Below are 20,758 nucleotides of genomic sequence, written 5' to 3' on the forward strand. Positions count from 1 at the left end.
AAAAATAAACAAAATATAGAAAAGGTGGGGATATACTATGATGAAACCGATGCTCCCAAGTCTTACCTTTGATCTTCCCGTTCGGCCTGGTTGGCTGTACGAGGTTAAATACGATGGATTTCGAGCACTATTAGAGTGGACCGTTGACGGAATAACGTTAACAAGCAGGAACGGAAAGCCGCTGCTCCCTCAATTTCCTGAAATCGAAAAATTTTTGCGTAATTATGAGGAGCAATTTAACGCTTTTTTACCACTTCAGCTTGACGGTGAACTTGTTGCCTTGGAAAACCCTTATAAAGCCAATTTCTCCGCCATCCAGATCCGGGGTCGTTTAAAGGCAGTAAAAAAAATTTCCGAGCAGGCAGAGAAGTCTCCTTGCCGGATCATGGCCTTTGATTTGTTGATGTTCAAAGGTAAACCACTGCTAAATCAGCCCTTCCTTAAACGAAAAGATCAGTTAATTAACTTATTTCAACAACTTGACCTAGATTTAAATTCTAATCCCTATAATCGCCAACTACTTCAACTTGTTTATCCCTGCGAGGATTTTAATGACCTATGGGAAAAAGTGGTGTTATACGATGGCGAAGGAATTATTGCTAAATCTAGAAATAGCCTTTGGGAGGAAGGGAAACGCACTTTACAATGGTTGAAATATAAAAATTGGAAATATGTAAGCTGTTTTGTCACTTCATTTGATAAAACAAACGGCTATTTTTATGTTAGCGTGTATAAGGAAAAAAACATTCATGTGGTTGGTCAGGTTCTATTCGGATTTAAACCGGAAGAAAAACAAGCATTACAGCAAACGATAAAACAAAATATCATTCGTGAAGAGGGGCCATTAATTTATGTAAATCCGGCCATCTGCCTTGAAGTGAAATATTTAGAGCTCTACGATAATCAACTTCGAGAGCCGCATTTCGACCATTTCCGCTTCGATTTGGAACCAGCCGAATGTACATATGAACAATTTATGATTCAACAAAAAAATTTACCGGCTGATTTAGCTATCACCCATCCTAATAAACCGCTTTGGGAGAATCATCATATCCAAAAGATTGATTATATTTATTATTTACGGGAAGTTTCTCCCTTTATGCTGCCGTTTTTAGAAAATCGCCTGCTGACTGTGATTCGTTATCCGCACGGGATGTTCGGGGAGGCTTTTTATCAAAAAAACTGTCCGGATTATGCACCGGAATTTATTCGAACTCAATCTGCTGACGGAATTGATTATATTTTATGCAATGATTTGAAAACCCTCGTTTGGCTGGGAAATCAATTAGCGATTGAATTCCACGTTCCCTTTCAAACCATCCACAGCAAGGGGCCAAGTGAAATTGTCTTTGATTTAGACCCGCCTTCAAAGGATGCCTTCCATTTGGCTGTTAAGGCGGCATTATTGATAAAAGAAGTGCTTGACCACCTTAATTTGATTGGCTTTATTAAGACCTCGGGCAATAAGGGCCTGCAAGTTTATCTGCCATTACCGGAAGGAAAATTCTCTTACGACGATACAAGACTGTTTACAAGCTTTATGGCTGAATATTTAATTGCACAAGACCCTGATTCCTTTACGATCGAGAGAATGAAAAAAAATCGCGGGAACAGACTTTATGTTGATTATGTCCAGCATGGGGAAGGGAAAACGATTGTTGCCCCCTATTCAATGCGCGGGAATGAAGCTGCGGGAGTTGCTACACCACTCTATTGGGAGGAAGTAGATGAAAAACTTAGTCCTATCACCTTTAATATGGAAAACGCATTAAAGCGGCTGCAAAAACATGGAGATCCGTTTCGGGACTATTTCCAAACAAAACAAATTCAGCCCTTTGCACCAGTCCTAGAGGTCCTGAAGAAGGGAAAAAAAGGATAAGGTCCTCCTTATCCTTTTAACATCTCAGTTATTATTTGCTGTGCCTCGGATTGCAGTTTTTCATAAACGTCCTGCTCTGTTAATTCTTCTTTATCGGAAATTTCAACTAATTCGCGCTCAAGATTTACCTCAACCGCTGCTTCGTATAGATAGGTAGCATTTCCGATTAGGTCAATCTTGTAATCCGCGGCGATTTTATGAACCACACATAGGACTTTCCCGCCATTATTATAAACCGTTATCGGTTGTTCAAATGGGTTTATTTCTTGTAAGCAGGTAACAAGGGAGGAAGCTGACATTGCTGTACCGCAGGCATTTGTAAAACCAACACCCCGTTCAAACGTTCGTACGTATATCGCCCCATGGTCTAATTGCTTAACAAAACTGACATTTACACCGTCTGGAAATAATTCATTGGGGCCATTTACTTTTTCACTAAGCTGCTTTTGGATATCACTTTGAAGCTGCTCCGTCGTTACTAACGCAATTAAATGCGGGTTAGGCACTGCCACCGCTGTAAATCTTAACTCCGCTGACAGCTCTTTAATTCTCTCGTTGTAAAGTGTCGGCTGGTTTAACTTTAAAGGCAATGCCTTTAATTCAAACAGTACCGGAGAAATTTCCACTTGATAAGTGTGGACATCCGGAAACAGGTCATTCTGTTTACTAACCTTTAAGTCTGCCTTCATGGTTTCAATGACAGCTTCACTGCGCCCATACAATTCACAAATATATCTTGCAACCAGCCGAAGTCCATTTCCACACATCGAAGCCTCAGAACCATCCGCGTTAAATACGCGCATCCTTGCATCTGCATGAACGCTATTCATGACAAAAAGAATCCCGTCAGCCCCTAATTCCGATTCACGATGGCATAACAAACGGGCAAGCTCTGCCCGATTCTTTTCCGTGAAAGTATACGCATTCGAAATTTCATCGATTAACAGAAAATCATTCCCAGACCCATGACCTTTTATTACCTTGATTTGCATGATTTGACCCCCAGATGTGATGTTCATTTTGTTATTATCATATCAAACATTCATCATGAGGGGAACTGTACAAACCTCTACCTTTCGATAAAGTATTCATTTATTAAAAATGACATTCGCAAAAGCTTCTCTTTGTCCGATAAAGTTCCCGAAAACGAGAGTACAGGTGTATTTGGTTCTGGGAAATAACTGCTCCACTCCACCGGCATCCATCCTCTGCGAAGCCGCAAAACGGGCTGATTCTCCGAATGAATTACCTTCTCATCCATAAATACAGACGACCCTTCTACTGCGCCGATAGATTTTCCAGCCGCGTCGAGCAATTGTTTTTTATTTTTTCGCCACGTAAGCTTCTTTTTTTCAAAGCAGCCTAAATAGCGCCTTTCTTGGTCGAAGGCTCCAATCTTGATATTACCTTTCCCTTTCACCTCAAAAAAACCAATGGCTTCTTCCTGTGGATTGTAAAGGGCATACATTTTCGAAGGCCGTATTCGACTTAAACCCTTTCGACGGTACCTCTTTATCCTTCCTGCCAAATCACCATTTGTAAAGTAAAACTGTAAACTTGGCGTGTGGGTATTTAGGGAACATAGTAGAAGATGCCGGGCTGCAAATAAAGAATCATTACCGCTTTTATGTCTAGCATGAACCATGTTTCTAGCAATTAATATCGACTGCTTCATCCTAAAAAGATAGAAATGAAAGCAGATAAAACTATAAGCTAGAAATGGGATTGTTAATAACATTATTTCTTGACTTTTATAGAAAGAAAGATTTCCAAAGACAATAATGACTGCTGGAACTAACGCAGCAATACTGCCATTTAAGCTAATATTGGCTGAGTCATCGTAATATTCGTTGATTTTCATCTAGAAAACTCCTTCTCCATTCCTCTTATACTAGTTTATTTACTATAAAGAAAAAAATGATAGAAGATTTTCTAACAGAAATAATTTCACAAAACGAAAAGATTAAATTACGCCGCAAGTTCTTTTTTCCTAAAAATAAATACACTTAACGATAATAGGATTATTATACAGATTACGGCCAATATGCCGGCTGGTAAGGTTTGGTCCGAAATTCCTTGATTAATAAGAACCTCGTTGCCATAGGTAGTTAACTGTGCCGGGCTCCATTCAAGCCAGTTAGAAAGGGTGCTGCTCACTAGACTTATAACAATCGCAGCTGCAAGCGAAATAAACCCAGCCATTCCTGGACTCGCAAGCGATGCACTACAAAAGACCGTAATCGTTAAAATAACCGTCAGCCATAGGCCATAAAAGAAAAAGGTTTGGAGAAATTGATCAAATGGAACCCATTCAAATAATAGACCCGTATAATACCAGGTTGCCAGATAACCGATAAAAAAGGAAACCCACATTAATAAAGCACTTCCAGCCCATTTAGCGGTAATAAACGATTGAAAGGACACAGGCTTTACTAAAATCATCGCAGCCACACCGCTTTTTCTTTCAGCGGCAATAATCCCCATCGTTGTTAGGACGATGATTAGCACACCAAGGGTTGTATATTGACCTAAACCACTTATTAACACCTCAGCAGCAGATGGGGTAGGAATTTGTATGACTGCACCCTCTGGGAGCCCGCCAACTGCATCGAGGATTTGCGGCATATAATAGGCGGTTAACGGTTCCTTTACCCCTAATAAAATAAAGGTAATCGGCACCCAAATCCACTTGAAATTTCTCCACATCTCTAATGTCTCTTTTTGTAACAACGTCAGCCATTGGTTCATTTCCCCACCACCTTCATAAACACGTCTTCAAGGGTCATGCTGCTTACTTCAAATTTTTCAAGCGGCCAGTTTTGTTCTGCTATCACTTGCAGGAAGGCCCGTCTAGCAAGCGCTATATCCTTCACAAAAATACTAACCCGACTTCCTTCTAGCATCACCGATTGTGTTAATTCATGGTTTTCAAGAAAACTAGCATATTGAACTGCTTTTCCCCTAAAAAATAAGTCGATTTTAGCCTGCTGGTGCCGTTCACGAAGCTCTGTCATCGTTCCTGATTCGACAATTCCCCCATTATGTAAGAACAAAATTTCGTCACAAACCTCTTCAGCATCACTTAAAATATGTGTCGAGAATAGAATCGTTGTTTCTTTCTTTAAACCTTCAAGAAGATCTAATACTTCCCTCCTGCCAATTGGGTCAAGAGCAGACACCGGCTCATCGAGCATAATCAGCTTTGGCCGATGGATCAGTGCTTGGGCAATGCCTAATCTTTGCTTCATCCCGCCTGAATACTTAGCTGTTTTTCGGTTTTTTGCATCTAAGATTCCAACTAGCTTCAGGAGCTCTAATGATCGATCCTTTGCTTCCTTAGCTGGTAATCCAGCTAATCTGCCTACATAGGATAAAAATTCAAGCCCTGTCATCCAATCGTAAAACACAGGAAACTGCGGGAGGTATCCGATTAAGTCGCGAATATCCTCCCCTTTTTTCGCCTCAGTAAAGGTAATCTTTCCTTCAGTCGGATTCATCAAGCCCGAAAGCATCCTCAGTGTTGTCGTTTTCCCTGCTCCATTTGGCCCCAATAGGGCAATACACTTCCCTTTGTCTAAGCTGAAATCAAGCCCTTTTATCACTTCAGTCCCTTGAAACTGCTTCTTTAAACCGCTTATTTGAATAAGGGACATCAGTTACTTCTCCTTCCAATCACAAAATAAAGGATTGGTCCGATAATATTAATAAACAAAATAATAAGGGCCCATAACCACTTCGGCCCATTGGTTCTTTCAATTCTAACGAGATCAATGATGGCTACTATCAGTAAAATAAGCTGAATAATCAGGATTGGTGCTAAAATAGGCATATAATTTGCTAGTTGATCCATGTTCTTTCCCCCTTGGTTTGTTAATCTGACTTCAATCATATGACGTTTGAACGATAAAAACGTTCAAAAACTTAGGCAAAAAACTTGAGGGCACTGAAAAAGTCCCTTAAATTTTGGATTGTGTGTCTAAATTGGCTGTTGATTTCCGCTCCAGGCGGCTTCGCGCACCATAGGGCGTGCCGGGGAGCCTCCTCGGCGCTTTGGCGCCTGCGGGGTCTCCCCTGCCCCGTACTCCCGCAGGAGTCTTCGCCGCCTTCCGCTCCAATCAACAGAGTTCTTTTACTTAGAATAAAAATTAAAAAGGTATAATTCCTCATTATTAATGTAACCTCAAAAAACTTTGAAGGTTTTTTTTGGTCATTACTTTATCAATCTGAAAATCAATGGAATGCGATATTCGTTCCCTTCGTAGGCCTTGATGGCGGCAATAATAGTAAACACAAACAGCATAACTGCTAAAACCGCTATTGCCACAAAGCCGATTATGATAATCGTTAATAACCCGCTAATAAAGAAGTAAACCGTATAAGAAATTAAAAAGTTAAAATATTCCCGGCCGTGATAATCTATAAAGGCTGACTCATCCTTTTTTATTAACCAAATGATTAATGGGCCTAAAACTGGAAAAAATAAGCTTAATACATAAATCCCAGCAGCTAATAATCTTTCGTCATTATTTATCATTTCTATTTCCTCCTTAGAAAAAATTTCTTAACCCTACCTACTATTTACGCTTTACGCATTTAAAGGTTTCGGTTTTTATGAAAATTCCGCCAATTTATTCACCAGGCTAAGATTAGCTCCTTTTCCTTTGGCACGGAAGTTGATAAAATAGATAAAATACTATTATCAACGTACAGAAAGGTTTTATTATGACAAAAATACTGTTAAAAAACGCTTTTGTTTATCCGATTACTTCCAAACCGTTTAAATACGGTGATGTTCTCATTGAAGGAGGGAAAATTAAAAAAGTAGGAAGGAACATTACGACCGATTTACATGTAAAAATCATTGATTGCGGGGATTTATATCTTTTTCCCGGCTTTATCGATGTTCATACCCATTTAGGTCTGTATGATGAAGGCACCGGCTGGGCCGGAAATGATGCAAACGAAACCTCTGAAGCACTTACGCCCCATATTCGGGCAATTGATGGCGCTTATCCGCTCGATCCAGCCTTCACCGATGCCGTTAAAAGCGGAATCACCACCGTTCATATCATGCCAGGGAGCGCAAACGTAATCGGCGGTACCACCTCTGTCATCAAAACCACAGGTAAAAATATCAAGAAGATGATTGTCCAAGACATAGCCGGATTAAAAATAGCGTTAGGGGAAAATCCAAAAAGAATTCATAGCAATGGCAACAGCGACTCGCTTACTCGGATGGGAATCATGGGGATGCTAAGGGAAGCCTTCTATCAAGCAATCCATGCTGATAACCCTGAAGACCTACGAATTACTCCGCTTGTGATGGCGCTAAAAAGAGAAATTCCCGTAAGAATTCATGCCCACCGTGCAGACGATATCATTACGGCCATTCGATTAGCCGAGGAATTTAATCTTGATTTACGGATTGAGCATTGTACAGAAGGACATCTTATTGCCAGTGAACTGGCTGGGATGAATCTAAAAGTTTCAGTAGGCCCGACGCTGACGAGAAGATCAAAGGTCGAATTAAAAAATAAGACGTGGAAAACCTATCAGGAGCTGACAAACCACGGCGTCGAAGTGTCGATAACAACTGATCATCCGTATACGCCTATTCAATATTTAAACATTTGTGCAGGCATTGCCGTAAGAGAAGGGCTTTCAGAGCAAAAGGCTCTTGAAGGGATTACGATTCTCCCTGCTAGAAATCTAAAAATCGACCAATTGGTTGGAAGCATTGAAGAAGGGAAAGAAGCTGATCTAGTCCTTTGGAGTCATCATCCTTTCCATTATTTAGCGAAACCGAAATGGACGATGATTGGCGGGGAATTGATTTATTTAGAGGTGTAGAATTTTGTAGAAAAATGATAAAAAATTTTTACAAAAAATCAACAAAAAAACTATTTATTTTTCTCTTTTTTTCTTGTATTATACTCTAAGTGAAACTGTTTTAGACCTAAATACATGGGGGTTTACGAACATAACCTATTAGCAAAAAATGATATAGGGAAGGCAAATGGTGCGCCACCAGTTTACTGGTTCTAGTGGGTTCGATTCCCACCCCGAAATTTTTTAGTACCTATATAAAAAATTTCGAGGGTGGTCCGCTTCTTTTGACACGGGATCGGAATGCCCTAATGGAGGGATAATCATGCTGAAGAAACGCGATCTTCATGACAGCCACACATTGTACGAACTAATGACGCACCCTGATGTCTTCCCTTTTGTACGACATAAAGCTGACTCATATGAAGAATTCTTATTTATTACAAAACAAACAATTGAAGCTGAGGAGCACGGTGAATTAATATCCCGGACTATTCTAGATGAATGGGGCGCACCAATCGGCACGATTAATTTGTTTGATATTGAAGATAATGCAGGATTTTTAGGGACTTGGCTCGGAAAAGAATATCACGGCAAGGGCTATAACAGCCCAGCTAAAGAAGCCTTTTTTCAGGAGCTCTTTTACGAAATGGGGATTGAAACTGTTTTTATGCGGATTCGCAAGGTTAATATCCGCTCCATAAGGGCAGCGGAAAAATTGCCGTATGTTATTAAAGCAAACGAGACCAAACCATCAATCTATCAGCAATTAAACGCAAATGGCGAAATATATGATTTGTATGAAATTCCGAAAGACCTTTACACCTTCCATTTTCTCCGGAAGGGCTCAATGCAAACAGATACGTCCCACTTGCTGGAAGCATAAAAAGCAATCGGTCAACGACCGATTGCTTTTTTATTTAATCCGTCACATTTTGTTCCATGCTTTCATTTACTTCACTTAGACCCATTTGGAGCAAAAATTCTTCTAGTTCCTCGTCGGTTAATGTTTCAAAGCGGCCATCATGAAAAAAAACTTGGGTTTGATTAGGGTTAATTCTGTTGATGTTAAAACTCATTTTCTTTGCTCCCTTCATAGATGATTACTAGCTATTATCCACAAAAGAAACAATTTTCATACAACACTAATTAGGCCTTACTCGGCACCATCTACGTTTTTAAAGGCTTTCCCTAATACATCTATCCCCCCTGTTACGGGAATAATGCTTCCGGTAATAAAGTCGGATCTATCATCTATTAGGAAGGCAATAACCCTGGCAATATCTTCCCCAGTGCCCTGTCTTCCTACCGGAACAATTCCCTCTAGCGCAGCAAACGATTCTTCGATGTTTTTTTCCTTCCACTCGTTGATAATATCACCGGGACAAACCATATTTGCAGTTATCCCATGTTCCGCTTCTTCAATTGCCAGTGTCCTGGTTAGTGAGGCCAATCCCGTTTTCGCTGCTGCAAAGGCGGAACGATAAACCCAGCCAGGTGCCGTTTCCACCCGATCATACCCCAGGGTAATAATTCTTCCCCACTGTTGTTGTCGCATTAAAGGAATAATCAACTTCGTCAAATAAAATACAGCACTTAAATTTCCTTGGATTAGGTAATTCCATTCTTCAAAGCTGTAATCTGTCATTTTTTTTCTTTCATGTATGTATGGACCAGCATTATGTACTAAAATATCCACGGCTGTATAGGCTGAAAGAGTTTCCTTTACAATTCGATTGCAATCATCGTAATTTGCAACATCCCCCTGAACAGTGATGATTTTCGTACCAAAACAATCCGTTAATTGTTTTGCCAAAGAAACTGCTTCTGATTCACTATTGCGATAATTAATCGCAAGCTGATACCCTTTTTCTGCAAGCTGGATTGCTGTTTGTTTACCAATACCAGTAGCTCCCCCTGTAATCAAAGCCATCTTTTTTCTCACAAACATTACCTCTCTATAGTTAGAATTCCTCTCTATACTATATGTTAAAAAGAATCAAATATATATGCAAATAATTAACTTCCAGCCTTAATTAACGGAAAGGATGTGAATTGCATACTATGGGATATCACTGATATTAGTTCGAATCAATCCTTCTTAGACCAAATTCGGATTTACGGACGCCTGAAAGGATGAAAAGGAATGTTCCCTTGGAATATGCTACCCTTTGGTAAAGATATGAAGGACTCAATGAAAAATATGAAGCCGGAGGAAATCAACAATTATGTCCAGGATATCATTGGAAAAATCATGCCTGGAAATATGCAGGGAATGATGAACCCGCAGGAAATGTTCAACGGGTTTCAAAATACTGCCTCCCAGCAGCGGCCTGCCTCAGGGGTGTTAGATTCGACTGCTTTTGAGACACACGATTATGTTTTCGTGAGAATTCCGCTAAAAAACGAAGAATGGATTAAAAAGCTTCGTCTTTATCATACTTCTAATCAACTTATAATCGAGCACATCCCTGAACATGAAGATACAAATACCATCACCCTGCCGGCTATTGTCAAAAGGAAAGGGGCAATCGCAAATTATAAAGATGGCATCCTTGAAGTGAAAATCCCCAAGAATATTGATATGCAGTACTCGCAGATCGATGTGACGGAAATTTTGTAATTGTGTTTTTTTTTGCATGTTTTTCCTGTTAAAAAATATGATGAATTAACTGCTCTTAAGGAAGGAGTGAATTGATGGAAATCGATCGATTAAAAAAATGGATGGAAACTGCGCAGCAATACCAATCGGAAAAGTTTTGGAATAATGTATTCGATAGCCAAAATAAAAGTTCACCATCCCTAAACCCAATAAAGACTGTTTCAGAACTATTTCCGAAATGCGATTTATATGAAACAGAAAATGAGCTTGTTGTCGAGGCTGAAATTCCGGGGGTATTGAAGGAAAATCTGCATATTTCCATTCATCATCATCTGCTTACGGTCACTGGTGAATATAAAACTTTGGTGCAAAATCGAAAGTATTTTATAAAAGAGCGGCCAAATCGTAAGTTCACCAAGGAAATAACACTGCCTTATCCTGTTAACATTCAAAAAGTGAAATCTGAAATGCGCTATGGGGTTTTATCGATTGTCATGCCGATTAACCGCGAAAAAATTGAGGATATCCCCATCACCTTCAATAGGGAATGAAAGACAGCCGCTGGGCTGTCTTTTTCACTTAATGATTAATGACCATCACCTTCATGGTTGTTATCTTTTTGATGATCACCCATGTCCATATTTTCCATCGAATCTTTTGCTTTAGGGTCTTCCGGTTCACTTGGAGTGCCGACAACGAATTCTTTCTTTGGCATATTATGCATATCCCTAGCGGTTACGTGAGAAATGATGTAATAGGTTCCCTCTTGTGAGAATGACTTTTCAAGGTGATAGATTCCGTTCTTAGCCTGTTTAATTTCAATTTTTTCGTGTTTTTCATCCTTTGCCCGCCAAATTTCAAATATCACCGATTCGGCATCGTTCACCATTTCTTTCCCTTGACTTACCTTTGCCTCAAATGAAATCGGTTGATCTACTTTCCCTGTCCCAGGTTTAACCGATAAATCCACTTTTATCATTTCTGGTAAAGCATCATTTTGTTTACTGCAAGACACAGCTACAATTAGTAGCAGGACCGAAATAAAAACAACTAAAAGCTTCCTCACAATTATTCTCTCCTAACTTAGTTCATCCAGTATTTCGACATGAATTTTTATTAATAGTAATTTTGTTTCTGACGAAACCGAAGCATTCATCACTCTTTTACTAGCAGAAAAATATTTTTCAAATGGGCTTTTTCTGACTCTTGGATGTGAGTTTTCATCTAACAGCTCTCTCTTTATTGCCTCAATTAACTTTTCTTTGCTGCCCTTTTCCTCTGTAAGCAAAATCCGATTGTTCCAAATCGAGCGGTATTCCGCTAATAAAACATCAAAATTCACTTGATCATTAGCCAAATCCATCCCCCCCTTTTTTCCTCCATCTGAATTGTTACATATTTGCTAGCGTTTTTGCAAAAAATAGACGTTAACAATACTAAGGAAGGAGGATCCTATGTCTACTCCATACAAATGCCCAAACTGCAAAACGAATCGAAGTCGCTTTAATATCGTCCAGCAAGTTTCCCAAGCTGTCAAGCTCGACCCCCACTCTGGTGACATCGTCAGGGAATATCAAGAAAATGAATTAGAACCCTTTCACCTTCCATATAACGGACCAGACTATCGTGTTCAATGCGGTGCTTGCGGCTTAATAGAGGATGAACGAACCTTTATCAAATTTGGTGAGCAGCCCCGATAATCCATTAAAAAACACCTTTTCAAAGAGGTGTTTTTTAATGGAGATTATTTTCTTTTAAAAAATTCTGTGAATCCACTTTCCAAGCATCGATAGGTGAAAACCGCACCAGATGTATGTTTCCTTTAAATTGTTGCCCGCCTCTGTTTTCTATGTACCAATCTACTTCAACAGGAACATCTAAGCTGATTTCCTCGGTTAAGTCCTCAGGGGGGAGCATTTCCATCCGGGAAATGCTAATATTTTCTACACTTGCTAAAATGGGTTTCCAGTTTATTTTTTGTAAGGAAACCTGTGAAGTAATCCGTTTATCCTGCTGTTTAAAGCCTGTTACATAGGCATTAATCACCTCGTATGGATTCGCTTTCCCCAGATATTCCTCCAATTTTCCAGCTGCTTTCAAAATCATCAGCATATGAGATAAGTCCATTGTGTTTGTCCGATGAGTGGTACTCCCATAGAAATGAATACAAAAATGGCCGGGAAAATTATTTTCTAATGCCCCTGCACCATGCGGCATTCCGTGCATCGATGCAGCAATCCATTGATCTTTATGAATAACGATGATCGCCCGCCGTTTCCAGCTCCATTCACCGCCATATATTTTTTTCATTATTTTCGTATCTTTTTTTGTTAACGGCTGTACATCGGCATGGTTACTTCCTGCTCTTCTTTGGACTTTGAAGCGTTTGCCTGTTTCAACATCGAGGACGGTGAATTTTGTGTATTTCGGTACTATGTGATTAACTTCTTTCCAATCCGGCATTTCAATTTTATAGCTTATATCAGATGCAGCTTGAACCCCTTGTCCATTTAGGAGGAAATGGATTAACACCAAAAAACAAGCTAACTTCTTCATTACAGACCCCCTCTTAATGGTTTTTAAGCCACATTAAAAGAGTTACCTGAATATCTGCTTATCATTCATTCCAAACTGATTATTTTCTCATTTACCAATATTTTCCAACTGTTTCCGAATCCGATTCCAATCGATATTTTCACCGATAAATACGAGATTTAACGGCAAATTCATCTCTTCCTTGATGTAAAGCGGCATTCCATATGAAAATTGAAATAAAAACGGCTGTACCGCGTAATCAAATTTCACATATCCTTTTATTCGATAGATGGTATCTGGCAGTTCTTTTAAGAATTCCTCAAACCTAGTATGATTAATTGCGGTTTTAAATTGGTAGACAAAGGTGGATAAATTTATATCAATTCGTTGTGATGCCTTTTCAAAGGAAACAGATAGACTTCTAAGCTGTTCAATCGAAACCTGAGAATAATTCGTTAGCAAGCATTTTGCAGTTTGATTAACGGCTTGAATTTCATAGGATATAGCCGCTTGTTCTGAATCCTTCAAGTCATTCATTTTGTTAATAATGATAAAGTCAGCATGTCTAACTTGCTCAAGGACAAGCTGCTGAAGCTGGGGACTTAATGATTTCCTGTCCTTCCATCTCGTGCCATCAACCGTTGTAATAATACCTTTAATATTCAATTGATCCGCAAACAACGGAGAAAGAATAGCGTCCAACACTTCAACAGGATGGGCAGCACCAGTCGTTTCAATATATATGACATCCGGCTTTTCTTCCATTAATAGCCCTTGAAGCTGGGCTTCAAGCTTATCCTGGATCGAGCAGCAAATGCAGCCGCCTAATAATTCTTTTAACGATACATCTTCTTCAACAGCATTAGAGTCAATCGATACTTTTCCTAATTCATTCATCAAGACTGTGACTTTTCTCGCTGATTTACGTTCATCCTCTAGTAAACGTTTTAAAAGAGTTGTTTTTCCACTGCCTAAAAACCCTGATAAAATATAAACTTCCGTTTTTTTCAACGTCATTTCCCTCCACTCCTCTTTCCGATAAGACATAAGAAACGAACCCGATTCATTTGAATCGGGTTCGATTTTGTTATTTCATTCGTCCTTTTAAAACCTCAACCGCTTTTAGCATTTGCGTATCATTTGTTTTTATTTTTTCTCTTAAAAGATCCATCAGTTTCAAGGTTGATTCGCCTTTTAATACTCCATTAACCGGAAGCTTTTGCGCGGTTTGAAATTGAGTAACAGCTTCTTTCGTTTTCTCGTCGAAGAAGCCATCTTCTCTGCCTGGGTCATAGCCAATCGCCTTCAACATCTTTTGCGCTGTCTCCACTTCCGCAGATGATGTCGACAAGGCAAGCTCCTTATCCGGATTAATAATCGGCAATGATGCATAGTCAGGGAGAGCAACCTCTGCATCCGGGGTAATTCCTTTTTTATGAATCCACGTTCCATCCGGCGTCAGCCATTTGGCAATGGTATATTTAATGTTGGAGCCGTCTTTGAAATCAGATGTCGTCTGCACAGTACCTTTTCCAAACGATTTCTCACCAACAAGCGGGATACCGGCGGATTCTTTTACGGCGGCGGCAAGAATTTCGGAAGCACTTGCACTGCCTTTATCAATCAACACCACTAATGGCAGGTCTGGATTGCCCGTATTCTTAGAAGGAATTTCGGTAATCTTGCCATTCCGATCTTCTTCTTTGACAATGATCTTTCCTTTAGGGACAAACATACTTGATATGTCAATCGCTTGGTTTAATAAGCCCCCAGGATTTTGCCGCAAGTCTAAGACTAGACCTTTCATTCCCTTTTTCTGTAAATCATTTAAGGTATCAACTAATTCTTTTGAAGTATTGGTTGAAAAGCTTGTAATTTGAACCTTTGCGATAGACTCATCGACCATTTCACCATAAACAGTTTCAATTGGGATTTCATCGCGAATAATTGGCACGGTCATCGGAGCATCTATGCCCGGGCGTTGAATCGTTAATTCGACCTTCGTTCCCTTTTTCCCTCTGATTAGGGTAACTGCTTGGGTTGAATTCATTCCCTGCAGGCTTTTTCCATCGACTGACGTAATCATATCATGAGGCTTTAATCCGGCTTTTTCAGCAGGAGAGCCTTTTATCGGGGACACGATGACAATATGCCCGTCCTTTTCTTGAATTTCGGCACCAATTCCTTCAAACGAAGAAGAAATACTGCTATGAAAGCTTTTAGCTTCCTCATTACTCATATAATCGGAGTATGGATCATCAAGCGAATCCACCATCCCGTTTATCGCACCATTTATGAGTTTTTTTTGATCCAAGTCCTTGTAATAACCATTTTTTAATGTATCAAAGGCTTCATAGAGTTTATTAAATTCTGTCCTTTGAGGAGCAACTGTTACGACCTTTTCTTTTCCAAACGCCAGGGCAAATGTCGTAATCCCCGCAGATAGAAATACAATGAAAAATAACAGCATGATAAAGTGAAACTTCTTCAATCGAATAAAACTGGATTTGCTCTCTGTTGCTTGCTCTTGTTCCATGTTTCCTTCTGCAGTCTTCTCTTGTTCAACATTCTCTTCTTCCAAAGCCTTCACCACTTTCATTAACCATAAAAGTAAACCCTTAGTGATTAGAATAACATCTTTTTTATTAAAATACACAAGAAAAGTTACTGAAATTAATAATAAAAGACAATGCCCTTCAAAAAGATAGAAAAAACCCCTTCCTTTTGGGAAGAGGTAGGAAGTATTATTCCTTGATGGCTGCTTCTAAGGCCACTTCTATCATATCATTAAAGGTCAATTGTCTTTCTTCAGCAGTAGTTTCCTCACCTGTTAAGATGTGGTCACTGACAGTTAGAACGGAAAGTGCTCTGCGGTCAAATTTAGCTGCTAATGTATAAAGCGCCGTTGTTTCCATTTCGATCGCAAGGATTTGATATCTGGCCCATTTTTCAAGTTCAGCATTATCATTATAGAATGAATCTGCTGTAAAAATATTTCCTACTTTCAAATTAAGCCCTTTGGCAACACCTGCATCATATGCTTTTCTAAGTAAATCAAAATTAGCAGCAGGAGCAAAGTCAACATGCCCGAACGTAAGACGATTCATATTCGAATCTGTTGAACTTGTCATCGCCAAAATTACATCGCGAACTTTAACATCTTTTTGAATCGCGCCACACGTACCAACCCTAATTAAATTTTGCACTTGGTAGCTTTGGATTAATTCATTTACATAAATAGAAATGGAAGGAACACCCATTCCAGTTCCTTGAACAGAAATCCGTTTTCCTTTATATGTTCCAGTAAATCCAAACATATTCCGGACTTCGTTATAACATTTTGCATCCTCTAAAAACGTTTCAGCGATATATTTCGCTCGAAGCGGATCTCCCGGAAGCAGGACCGTTTCGGCAATTTCATTTTCCTTTGCACCAATATGTACACTCATTAATAGACCTCCAATCAAATATAAGGACAGGATAGTAGTTATTCTGTACCATAGCCACTATATCATAATCACTTTTAAAGCAAAACCTTTCCGATAAACTAAAGGACATGATTTTATGTTTTTGTGGGAAGCTACTTGTATAAGGAGGGAGTTAACGATGGGAAAAAAACACCGAAGCCGAATAAATTCACCAAAGAAAAACAATCACATCCCTGCTGAGGCCATTGTCGCGGAACATGAAGCACACGCAAAAGAGCATAACGCAGCAGGAAGGAAAGAATAATAAAGAAAACTCGCCGTTAGGCGAAGACAGAGGCGTAGTTGCACTTATGCCTGATAAGAAAGTTATACTTTCTTATCAGCTGGAAATAAACCTAAGGGTATTTCCTTAGGTTTATTGAATGTTCATTTTAGAGCAGGATGATTCGATTAATGGGGAACCAGCCGCCGGGCTTTAATTGATAATAATACTGGCCGCTTCGAGCTTCATCAATCAGGATGATATCGCCGGTTGCGAGAAATCTTCCTTTATAATTTGCCGGTATTCTGTCGGTTACGTTAAAGGTGCTGAAGGTTTCCCGCAAACACTGTTCACGGCTATTTGCCGAAATAATCGTACGGTAAACCTCTTTGTAACCTTTATTTTCACGGTACTTTGGAGTTTGAAAGATCGTCACATCATACTTGATACTGGCTCTTTTTGTTAATACCTTGATCATCATTTACCTCCAATTATTAGAATTAATCACCTATTCTAATAATTAGCCATTCACCTTGTCGAATCCTCCATAGAAACTCCACTATTTTTGTCGAATACCATTATTTTTATCTAAAAAAGATGTTTCAAGGGAGAAAAAAAACGAATGAGCTGCTCCCATCATCTATCGTAAAAGGAATCTAACGCTAATAGATTCTTATTCATCTTCTACCTCTTCGTCAATAATGCTCTTTTCAATTAAATATTCAAACGTTATATCTGCAAGCTCTTCTAATTCTTCTTCACTAGGAACGTATCCCCTTTTCACAAGCTCATGAAAGAAAAATTCGGCAATCTCTTCTGTATCGATAAATACTTCAATTTCTCTCATTAGCATCGCCCCCTTTTTAGAGAATGTATGATGAATATAGCTTTTTCATGCCATTTACGTTTTGTAATGAACAGGTATACCTCTAAGGCTATATAGATAGTTTTTTAGAACCTTTTATTTAACAAGAGACCATGTCTATTTTCGCATGGACAAGCATAGGATGATTGAAAAGAACATTATGAGGTGATGAGGATGTCATATTTTCAATTAAAGCTTGAGGCATGGATAGAAGATGTAAATCGGGAGGATGGGTTCACCCTCCGTCTGTTTGAAAAGATTACTGACACGATGTTTTTTCTGATTAAATGGGCCGGAATTCCCTTTGTTTTGTATTTATTTATTGAAATATCCAGATGGTAACTATACATGGCTTTTGCCATCATTGCTTCCTAGACTTTCTAATTTCCGGAGAATCACCCGCATTACTTGATAGTATTCCTGATCCTGAAACATTTCATATAATATCCGGTAATCATTAAATATGTCCAAAAGGTTGTCAATTAATTCCTTTTTCTCTTTCTTTCGTTCAATTTCTTCGAATTCCGCTTTTCTTACCATGTTTGGTGTTGTAGGTATACTTGCTGCCTTTTCCTGCTTATTCACTAAGTATAGGAGTCCCAGCTTTTGAATAAATGTATCAGCATTCTCCGCATCTGCTACAAGTGTCAGTTCCTCTTCACCTGCTTCGAGCCATTCCCCATCACTTACCCTAGATAACTCATAAATGACATCTTCCCAGGCGTCTTCTTTGTAACGCCAAATCTCTGTTCGAAAGCCAACCACTTTAAATAAATCTGCACCATACCCACTGACTTGAACTAAATCTCCAAAGAAAAACTTATATTCGATATCAATTTGTTCTTGCTCCAATACCGTGCCTTCATACTCCGAAAGTAATTGTAAGGCGGATTCAATGAACAGACCATCACTTTTATTTACTTCATACACGTACTTTCCGTCGAGCCATTTGACATCAGTTATCCTGCCGACAGTACCATATATAGTAATCACGACCGTATCACCGATCTTATAATTCGGTTTTTTCCTCTTTGTCATGTCCTCCCATCCCCTCAAAAAATAAGCCGTGAATTTTGATTACAATAGTATATGCACCGCCTGAAATAAAAGCGCATGGCATTTATAAAATGGAAAAATCGCCTCCGATAATGAGGCGATTCATACTCACTTATATTTTGTTTTCTGAACTCAGATAGAGCTGCCAAGCTTCGTCAAAGACAGTCATCGAATCTAAATAATGTCCATTTAGTTCTAGGTATGAACTAAGTTCATGGTAATCATCTGCCGATTTCGGAAAGGCAACATCCAAAAAAGCCGCATTTGCAAATAAACTTATGGTATCCTTTGGGGCCGGGTGTCTATAGTTCATTAAAAAGTGATAAAAAGATTTCCTCATCGTAAATCGCCCTTCTCAGCCAATTTCGTTTTTTCTTAGGACTACTATAACGAATCAACAAGTTATCGTCCAGTAATTTAAATACAAAAGGCAGCCTTAAATTTCAGGCTGCTTCCATTATGATGAGAAGTCAAAATAATTCTTTTTCAGTAATCTCGGTATTTTCATTAGCTCTTCAAAGGAAATCACCTTTCCAATTTGCTTACAATCAATTAAATACAAATGATTTTCTATTTCTTTTATTATTGGTTTGCTCTGATAAATCATCTCACAGTCCCGGCAGCAATAAGTGGGAGTTGCGCTAATTTCAATTGCCCGCGAGCCATCAGGTAATTCCCAGAAAACGGAGTCAGTAGTATGATTGACATTTATCCCGCTGCACCATTCACATGCAATTTCCACCAAGTCCACCCCTATTCCTTAATTGGCTCTGCCGAATTGACTGCATTTTTCGTTTCTTGGCTGTCCTTTTCTTTCTCTTTCAATGCCCTAAATTTCTTATCCTTTAATTCATCGCGCTTACCTCGTTTATCCTTTAAAGTCGTATGGTCAGGATTTTGATTGTAGTCCTTGCGGCGATTTAGCCTTGTCAACCCTTCAGGTACAAGATTAAAATGTTGATCATTCATGATACCGGCAATGCCGGCAAGCGACCGTTTCTCTTCCATATCAGGATAAATTTCTTGAAAATAGCCTTCTGCTCTGCCGGGCAGATAATTTTCAGGCTCCGGATAGGAGGTAATCACCCCTTCAAAATTACGAAGGACGACCTTTTCAGGACTTTGCGAAATTAAATAGTTCGGCTGCAGGGCAATTTTTCCACCGCCGCCAGGGGCATCAACAACAAAAGTAGGTACGGCGTATCCAGACGTATGGCCGCGAAGCCCCTCAATAATTTCGAGTCCCTTTGAAACTGGAGCCCGAAAATGGCCAATTCCTTCTGACAGGTCACATTGATAAATATAGTATGGGCGGACACGAATTTTCACCAAATCGTGCATCAGTCTTTTCATAATTGGCACACTGTCATTGATTCCTGCTAGGATAACAGACTGATTGCCAACCGGAACGCCGGCGTTAGCGAGCATTTCACATGCCCTTTTCGAATCCTCGGTAATCTCGATTGAAGTATTGAAATGGGTATTTAGCCAAATCGGATGATATTTTTTCAAAATGTTACAGAGGTTTTCTGTAATTCTTTGCGGGAACACCACTGGTGCCCGTGTACCAATCCGGATAATTTCAACATGGTCGATTTCACGTAAATTTTTTAGGATATATTCCAAAATATTATCGTTGATTAACAGGCCATCTCCCCCGGAAATTAATACATCGCGGACCTGTGGTGTCTGCCTTATATAGGAGATGGCGGCATCAAGCTGTTTCTTTGGCACCCCCATTCCAATTTGTCCGGAAAAGCGTCTTCTTGTACAATAACGGCAATACATCGAACATTGATTAGTAACTAGGAAAAGGACACGGTCAGGATAACGGTGCGTTAAGCCTGGTACCGGCGAATCCTCATCCTCATATAATGGGTCTTCAAGGTCATATTTTGTTTTATAAATTTCCTTTGAAATCGGCACGGATTGCATTCTGATTGGGCAGCGCGGATCGTCAGGATTCATTAACGAAGCATAATAGGGTGTGATATTTAAGGGAATTGTTTTCGTCGAAATCCTGACACCCTCTTCTTCATCGGGAGTTAAGTTAATCACCTTTTTTAAATCATCTAATGTCCGGATTGTATTCGTTAATTGCCAAAGCCAATCGTTCCACTGCTCTTCGGTAACATCTTTCCAAAGCTCGATATCTTGCCAATGCCTGTTTGGTTTAAATAAAAATTGCTTCATTATGAATTCCCCCTTAGCCTGCTTTACTTAATACTATGCAAGAAGCGTGCCAACTCCATGAAATGCTTTTGGATGTGCATTTGATTGAAAATTCGTATTCTTCAGCCTTTAA

28 protein-coding genes are annotated in these 20,758 nt (G+C 39.4%); 8 read left to right on the plus strand and 20 right to left on the minus strand.

Going from position 1 to position 20,758, the window contains the following annotated elements; genetic code table 11:
• The first annotated feature begins 40 nt into the window (after positions 1-40).
• Entirely contained in the window at positions 41-1,879 is a 1,839-nt protein-coding gene (locus BANVL01_RS10415; RefSeq protein ID WP_066096686.1) for a DNA ligase D, read from the plus strand.
• A gap of 8 nt (positions 1,880-1,887) precedes the next feature.
• Here BANVL01_RS10415 and dapF read toward each other — a convergent pair whose 3' ends face one another.
• The 6 genes from dapF to BANVL01_RS10450 form a co-directional block, all read right to left on the minus strand.
• A complete protein-coding gene (gene dapF, locus BANVL01_RS10420) occupies positions 1,888-2,871 on the minus strand; it encodes a diaminopimelate epimerase (protein WP_066088843.1) in 984 nt (327 codons plus the stop codon).
• A 77-nt stretch (positions 2,872-2,948) separates the two neighbouring features.
• Positions 2,949-3,740, minus strand: a complete 792-nt coding sequence (locus BANVL01_RS10425; protein ID WP_066088846.1) for a hypothetical protein — start codon at positions 3,738-3,740, stop codon at positions 2,949-2,951.
• A 107-nt stretch (positions 3,741-3,847) separates the two neighbouring features.
• Positions 3,848-4,627 (minus strand): ABC transporter permease, encoded by a 780-nt coding sequence (locus BANVL01_RS10430; RefSeq protein WP_066088849.1) that lies wholly within the window; start codon positions 4,625-4,627, stop codon positions 3,848-3,850.
• Positions 4,624-5,532, minus strand: coding sequence for an ABC transporter ATP-binding protein (locus tag BANVL01_RS10435; RefSeq protein ID WP_066088852.1), 909 nt, complete (start codon positions 5,530-5,532; stop codon positions 4,624-4,626). Before BANVL01_RS10435 ends, BANVL01_RS10430 begins: the two co-directional genes overlap by 4 nt.
• The gene (locus BANVL01_RS10440; protein WP_066088855.1) at positions 5,532-5,729 is read right to left on the minus strand and encodes a PLD nuclease N-terminal domain-containing protein; all 198 of its coding nucleotides are present in this window, start codon (positions 5,727-5,729) and stop codon (positions 5,532-5,534) included. Before BANVL01_RS10440 ends, BANVL01_RS10435 begins: the two co-directional genes overlap by 1 nt.
• Positions 5,730-6,089: 360 nt before the next feature.
• Complete coding sequence (locus BANVL01_RS10450; protein WP_066088860.1) at positions 6,090-6,413, minus strand: DUF4870 domain-containing protein; 324 nt, start codon at positions 6,411-6,413, stop codon at positions 6,090-6,092.
• A 188-nt stretch (positions 6,414-6,601) separates the two neighbouring features.
• Here BANVL01_RS10450 and BANVL01_RS10455 point away from each other — a divergent pair, with 188 nt between their 5' ends.
• Positions 6,602-7,729 carry an amidohydrolase gene (locus BANVL01_RS10455; protein WP_066088863.1) on the plus strand — a complete coding sequence of 376 codons (1,128 nt, stop codon included), beginning with the start codon at positions 6,602-6,604 and terminating at the stop codon, positions 7,727-7,729.
• A gap of 301 nt (positions 7,730-8,030) precedes the next feature.
• Positions 8,031-8,591 (plus strand): GNAT family N-acetyltransferase, encoded by a 561-nt coding sequence (locus BANVL01_RS10460; protein WP_066088867.1) that lies wholly within the window; start codon positions 8,031-8,033, stop codon positions 8,589-8,591.
• 34 nt (positions 8,592-8,625) lie between these two features.
• Here BANVL01_RS10460 and BANVL01_RS27755 read toward each other — a convergent pair whose 3' ends face one another.
• Together BANVL01_RS27755 and BANVL01_RS10465 are read right to left on the minus strand one after the other, a co-directional pair.
• Positions 8,626-8,784, minus strand: a complete 159-nt coding sequence (locus BANVL01_RS27755) for a hypothetical protein (protein ID WP_169803166.1) — start codon at positions 8,782-8,784, stop codon at positions 8,626-8,628.
• A gap of 77 nt (positions 8,785-8,861) precedes the next feature.
• Complete coding sequence (locus BANVL01_RS10465; protein WP_066088870.1) at positions 8,862-9,650, minus strand: SDR family oxidoreductase; 789 nt, start codon at positions 9,648-9,650, stop codon at positions 8,862-8,864.
• A gap of 201 nt (positions 9,651-9,851) precedes the next feature.
• On the opposite strand from BANVL01_RS10465, the gene BANVL01_RS10470 reads away from it, so the two are divergent.
• Together BANVL01_RS10470 and BANVL01_RS10475 are read left to right on the plus strand one after the other, a co-directional pair.
• Positions 9,852-10,328: an Hsp20/alpha crystallin family protein gene (locus BANVL01_RS10470; protein ID WP_066088873.1), complete on the plus strand. Its 477-nt coding sequence runs from the start codon at positions 9,852-9,854 to the stop codon at positions 10,326-10,328.
• A gap of 74 nt (positions 10,329-10,402) precedes the next feature.
• Positions 10,403-10,858 (plus strand): Hsp20/alpha crystallin family protein, encoded by a 456-nt coding sequence (locus BANVL01_RS10475; RefSeq protein ID WP_066088876.1) that lies wholly within the window; start codon positions 10,403-10,405, stop codon positions 10,856-10,858.
• 35 nt (positions 10,859-10,893) lie between these two features.
• On the opposite strand, the gene BANVL01_RS10480 is transcribed toward BANVL01_RS10475, so the two are convergent.
• Positions 10,894-11,373 carry a FixH family protein gene (locus BANVL01_RS10480; RefSeq protein WP_066088879.1) on the minus strand — a complete coding sequence of 160 codons (480 nt, stop codon included), beginning with the start codon at positions 11,371-11,373 and terminating at the stop codon, positions 10,894-10,896.
• 12 nt (positions 11,374-11,385) lie between these two features.
• Complete coding sequence (gene yoyC, locus BANVL01_RS10485; RefSeq protein ID WP_235845532.1) at positions 11,386-11,664, minus strand: protein YoyC; 279 nt, start codon at positions 11,662-11,664, stop codon at positions 11,386-11,388.
• A gap of 97 nt (positions 11,665-11,761) precedes the next feature.
• On the opposite strand from yoyC, the gene BANVL01_RS10490 reads away from it, so the two are divergent.
• Positions 11,762-12,007, plus strand: coding sequence for a DNA alkylation repair protein (locus BANVL01_RS10490; RefSeq protein WP_066088884.1), 246 nt, complete (start codon positions 11,762-11,764; stop codon positions 12,005-12,007).
• Between the two features lie 34 nt (positions 12,008-12,041).
• On the opposite strand, the gene BANVL01_RS10495 is transcribed toward BANVL01_RS10490, so the two are convergent.
• From BANVL01_RS10495 to deoD, 4 genes are all read right to left on the minus strand, one after another.
• Positions 12,042-12,863, minus strand: coding sequence for a hypothetical protein (locus tag BANVL01_RS10495; RefSeq protein ID WP_066088887.1), 822 nt, complete (start codon positions 12,861-12,863; stop codon positions 12,042-12,044).
• An 87-nt stretch (positions 12,864-12,950) separates the two neighbouring features.
• Positions 12,951-13,853 carry a CobW family GTP-binding protein gene (locus BANVL01_RS10500; RefSeq protein WP_066096689.1) on the minus strand — a complete coding sequence of 301 codons (903 nt, stop codon included), beginning with the start codon at positions 13,851-13,853 and terminating at the stop codon, positions 12,951-12,953.
• A gap of 76 nt (positions 13,854-13,929) precedes the next feature.
• Entirely contained in the window at positions 13,930-15,378 is a 1,449-nt protein-coding gene (locus tag BANVL01_RS10505; protein WP_439951348.1) for a lmo1851 family serine protease, read from the minus strand.
• Positions 15,379-15,586: 208 nt separating this feature from the next.
• The gene (deoD, locus tag BANVL01_RS10510) at positions 15,587-16,291 is read right to left on the minus strand and encodes a purine-nucleoside phosphorylase (protein WP_066088894.1); all 705 of its coding nucleotides are present in this window, start codon (positions 16,289-16,291) and stop codon (positions 15,587-15,589) included.
• 157 nt (positions 16,292-16,448) lie between these two features.
• Between deoD and yoyE the strand changes: the two genes are divergently transcribed.
• Positions 16,449-16,574 carry a protein YoyE gene (gene yoyE, locus BANVL01_RS28585; RefSeq protein WP_268874923.1) on the plus strand — a complete coding sequence of 42 codons (126 nt, stop codon included), beginning with the start codon at positions 16,449-16,451 and terminating at the stop codon, positions 16,572-16,574.
• Positions 16,575-16,701: 127 nt separating this feature from the next.
• On the opposite strand, the gene BANVL01_RS10515 is transcribed toward yoyE, so the two are convergent.
• Positions 16,702-17,013, minus strand: a complete 312-nt coding sequence (locus BANVL01_RS10515) for a YodL domain-containing protein (RefSeq protein ID WP_066088897.1) — start codon at positions 17,011-17,013, stop codon at positions 16,702-16,704.
• A gap of 192 nt (positions 17,014-17,205) precedes the next feature.
• A complete protein-coding gene (locus tag BANVL01_RS26715) occupies positions 17,206-17,379 on the minus strand; it encodes a YozD family protein (protein ID WP_066088900.1) in 174 nt (57 codons plus the stop codon).
• A 192-nt stretch (positions 17,380-17,571) separates the two neighbouring features.
• On the opposite strand from BANVL01_RS26715, the gene BANVL01_RS27225 reads away from it, so the two are divergent.
• Positions 17,572-17,739 (plus strand): hypothetical protein, encoded by a 168-nt coding sequence (locus BANVL01_RS27225; protein ID WP_156482258.1) that lies wholly within the window; start codon positions 17,572-17,574, stop codon positions 17,737-17,739.
• Here BANVL01_RS27225 and yodN read toward each other — a convergent pair whose 3' ends face one another.
• The 4 genes from yodN to kamA all read right to left on the minus strand — a co-directional run bounded on the left by yodN (position 17,740) and on the right by kamA (position 20,646).
• Positions 17,740-18,435, minus strand: coding sequence for a germination protein YodN (gene yodN / locus BANVL01_RS10520; RefSeq protein ID WP_066088903.1), 696 nt, complete (start codon positions 18,433-18,435; stop codon positions 17,740-17,742). It abuts the gene before it with no gap.
• 130 nt (positions 18,436-18,565) lie between these two features.
• Entirely contained in the window at positions 18,566-18,793 is a 228-nt protein-coding gene (locus BANVL01_RS10525; protein WP_066088906.1) for a YozE family protein, read from the minus strand.
• A gap of 117 nt (positions 18,794-18,910) precedes the next feature.
• A complete protein-coding gene (locus tag BANVL01_RS10530) occupies positions 18,911-19,195 on the minus strand; it encodes a YokU family protein (protein ID WP_066088909.1) in 285 nt (94 codons plus the stop codon).
• An 11-nt stretch (positions 19,196-19,206) separates the two neighbouring features.
• Positions 19,207-20,646, minus strand: a complete 1,440-nt coding sequence (gene kamA, locus BANVL01_RS10535) for a lysine 2,3-aminomutase (protein WP_066088912.1) — start codon at positions 20,644-20,646, stop codon at positions 19,207-19,209.
• Positions 20,647-20,758 lie beyond the last annotated feature (112 nt).

The sequence above is a fragment of the Neobacillus novalis NBRC 102450 genome (assembly GCF_001591805.1).
GTDB classification, from domain to species: domain Bacteria; phylum Bacillota; class Bacilli; order Bacillales; family Cytobacillaceae; genus Neobacillus; species Neobacillus novalis.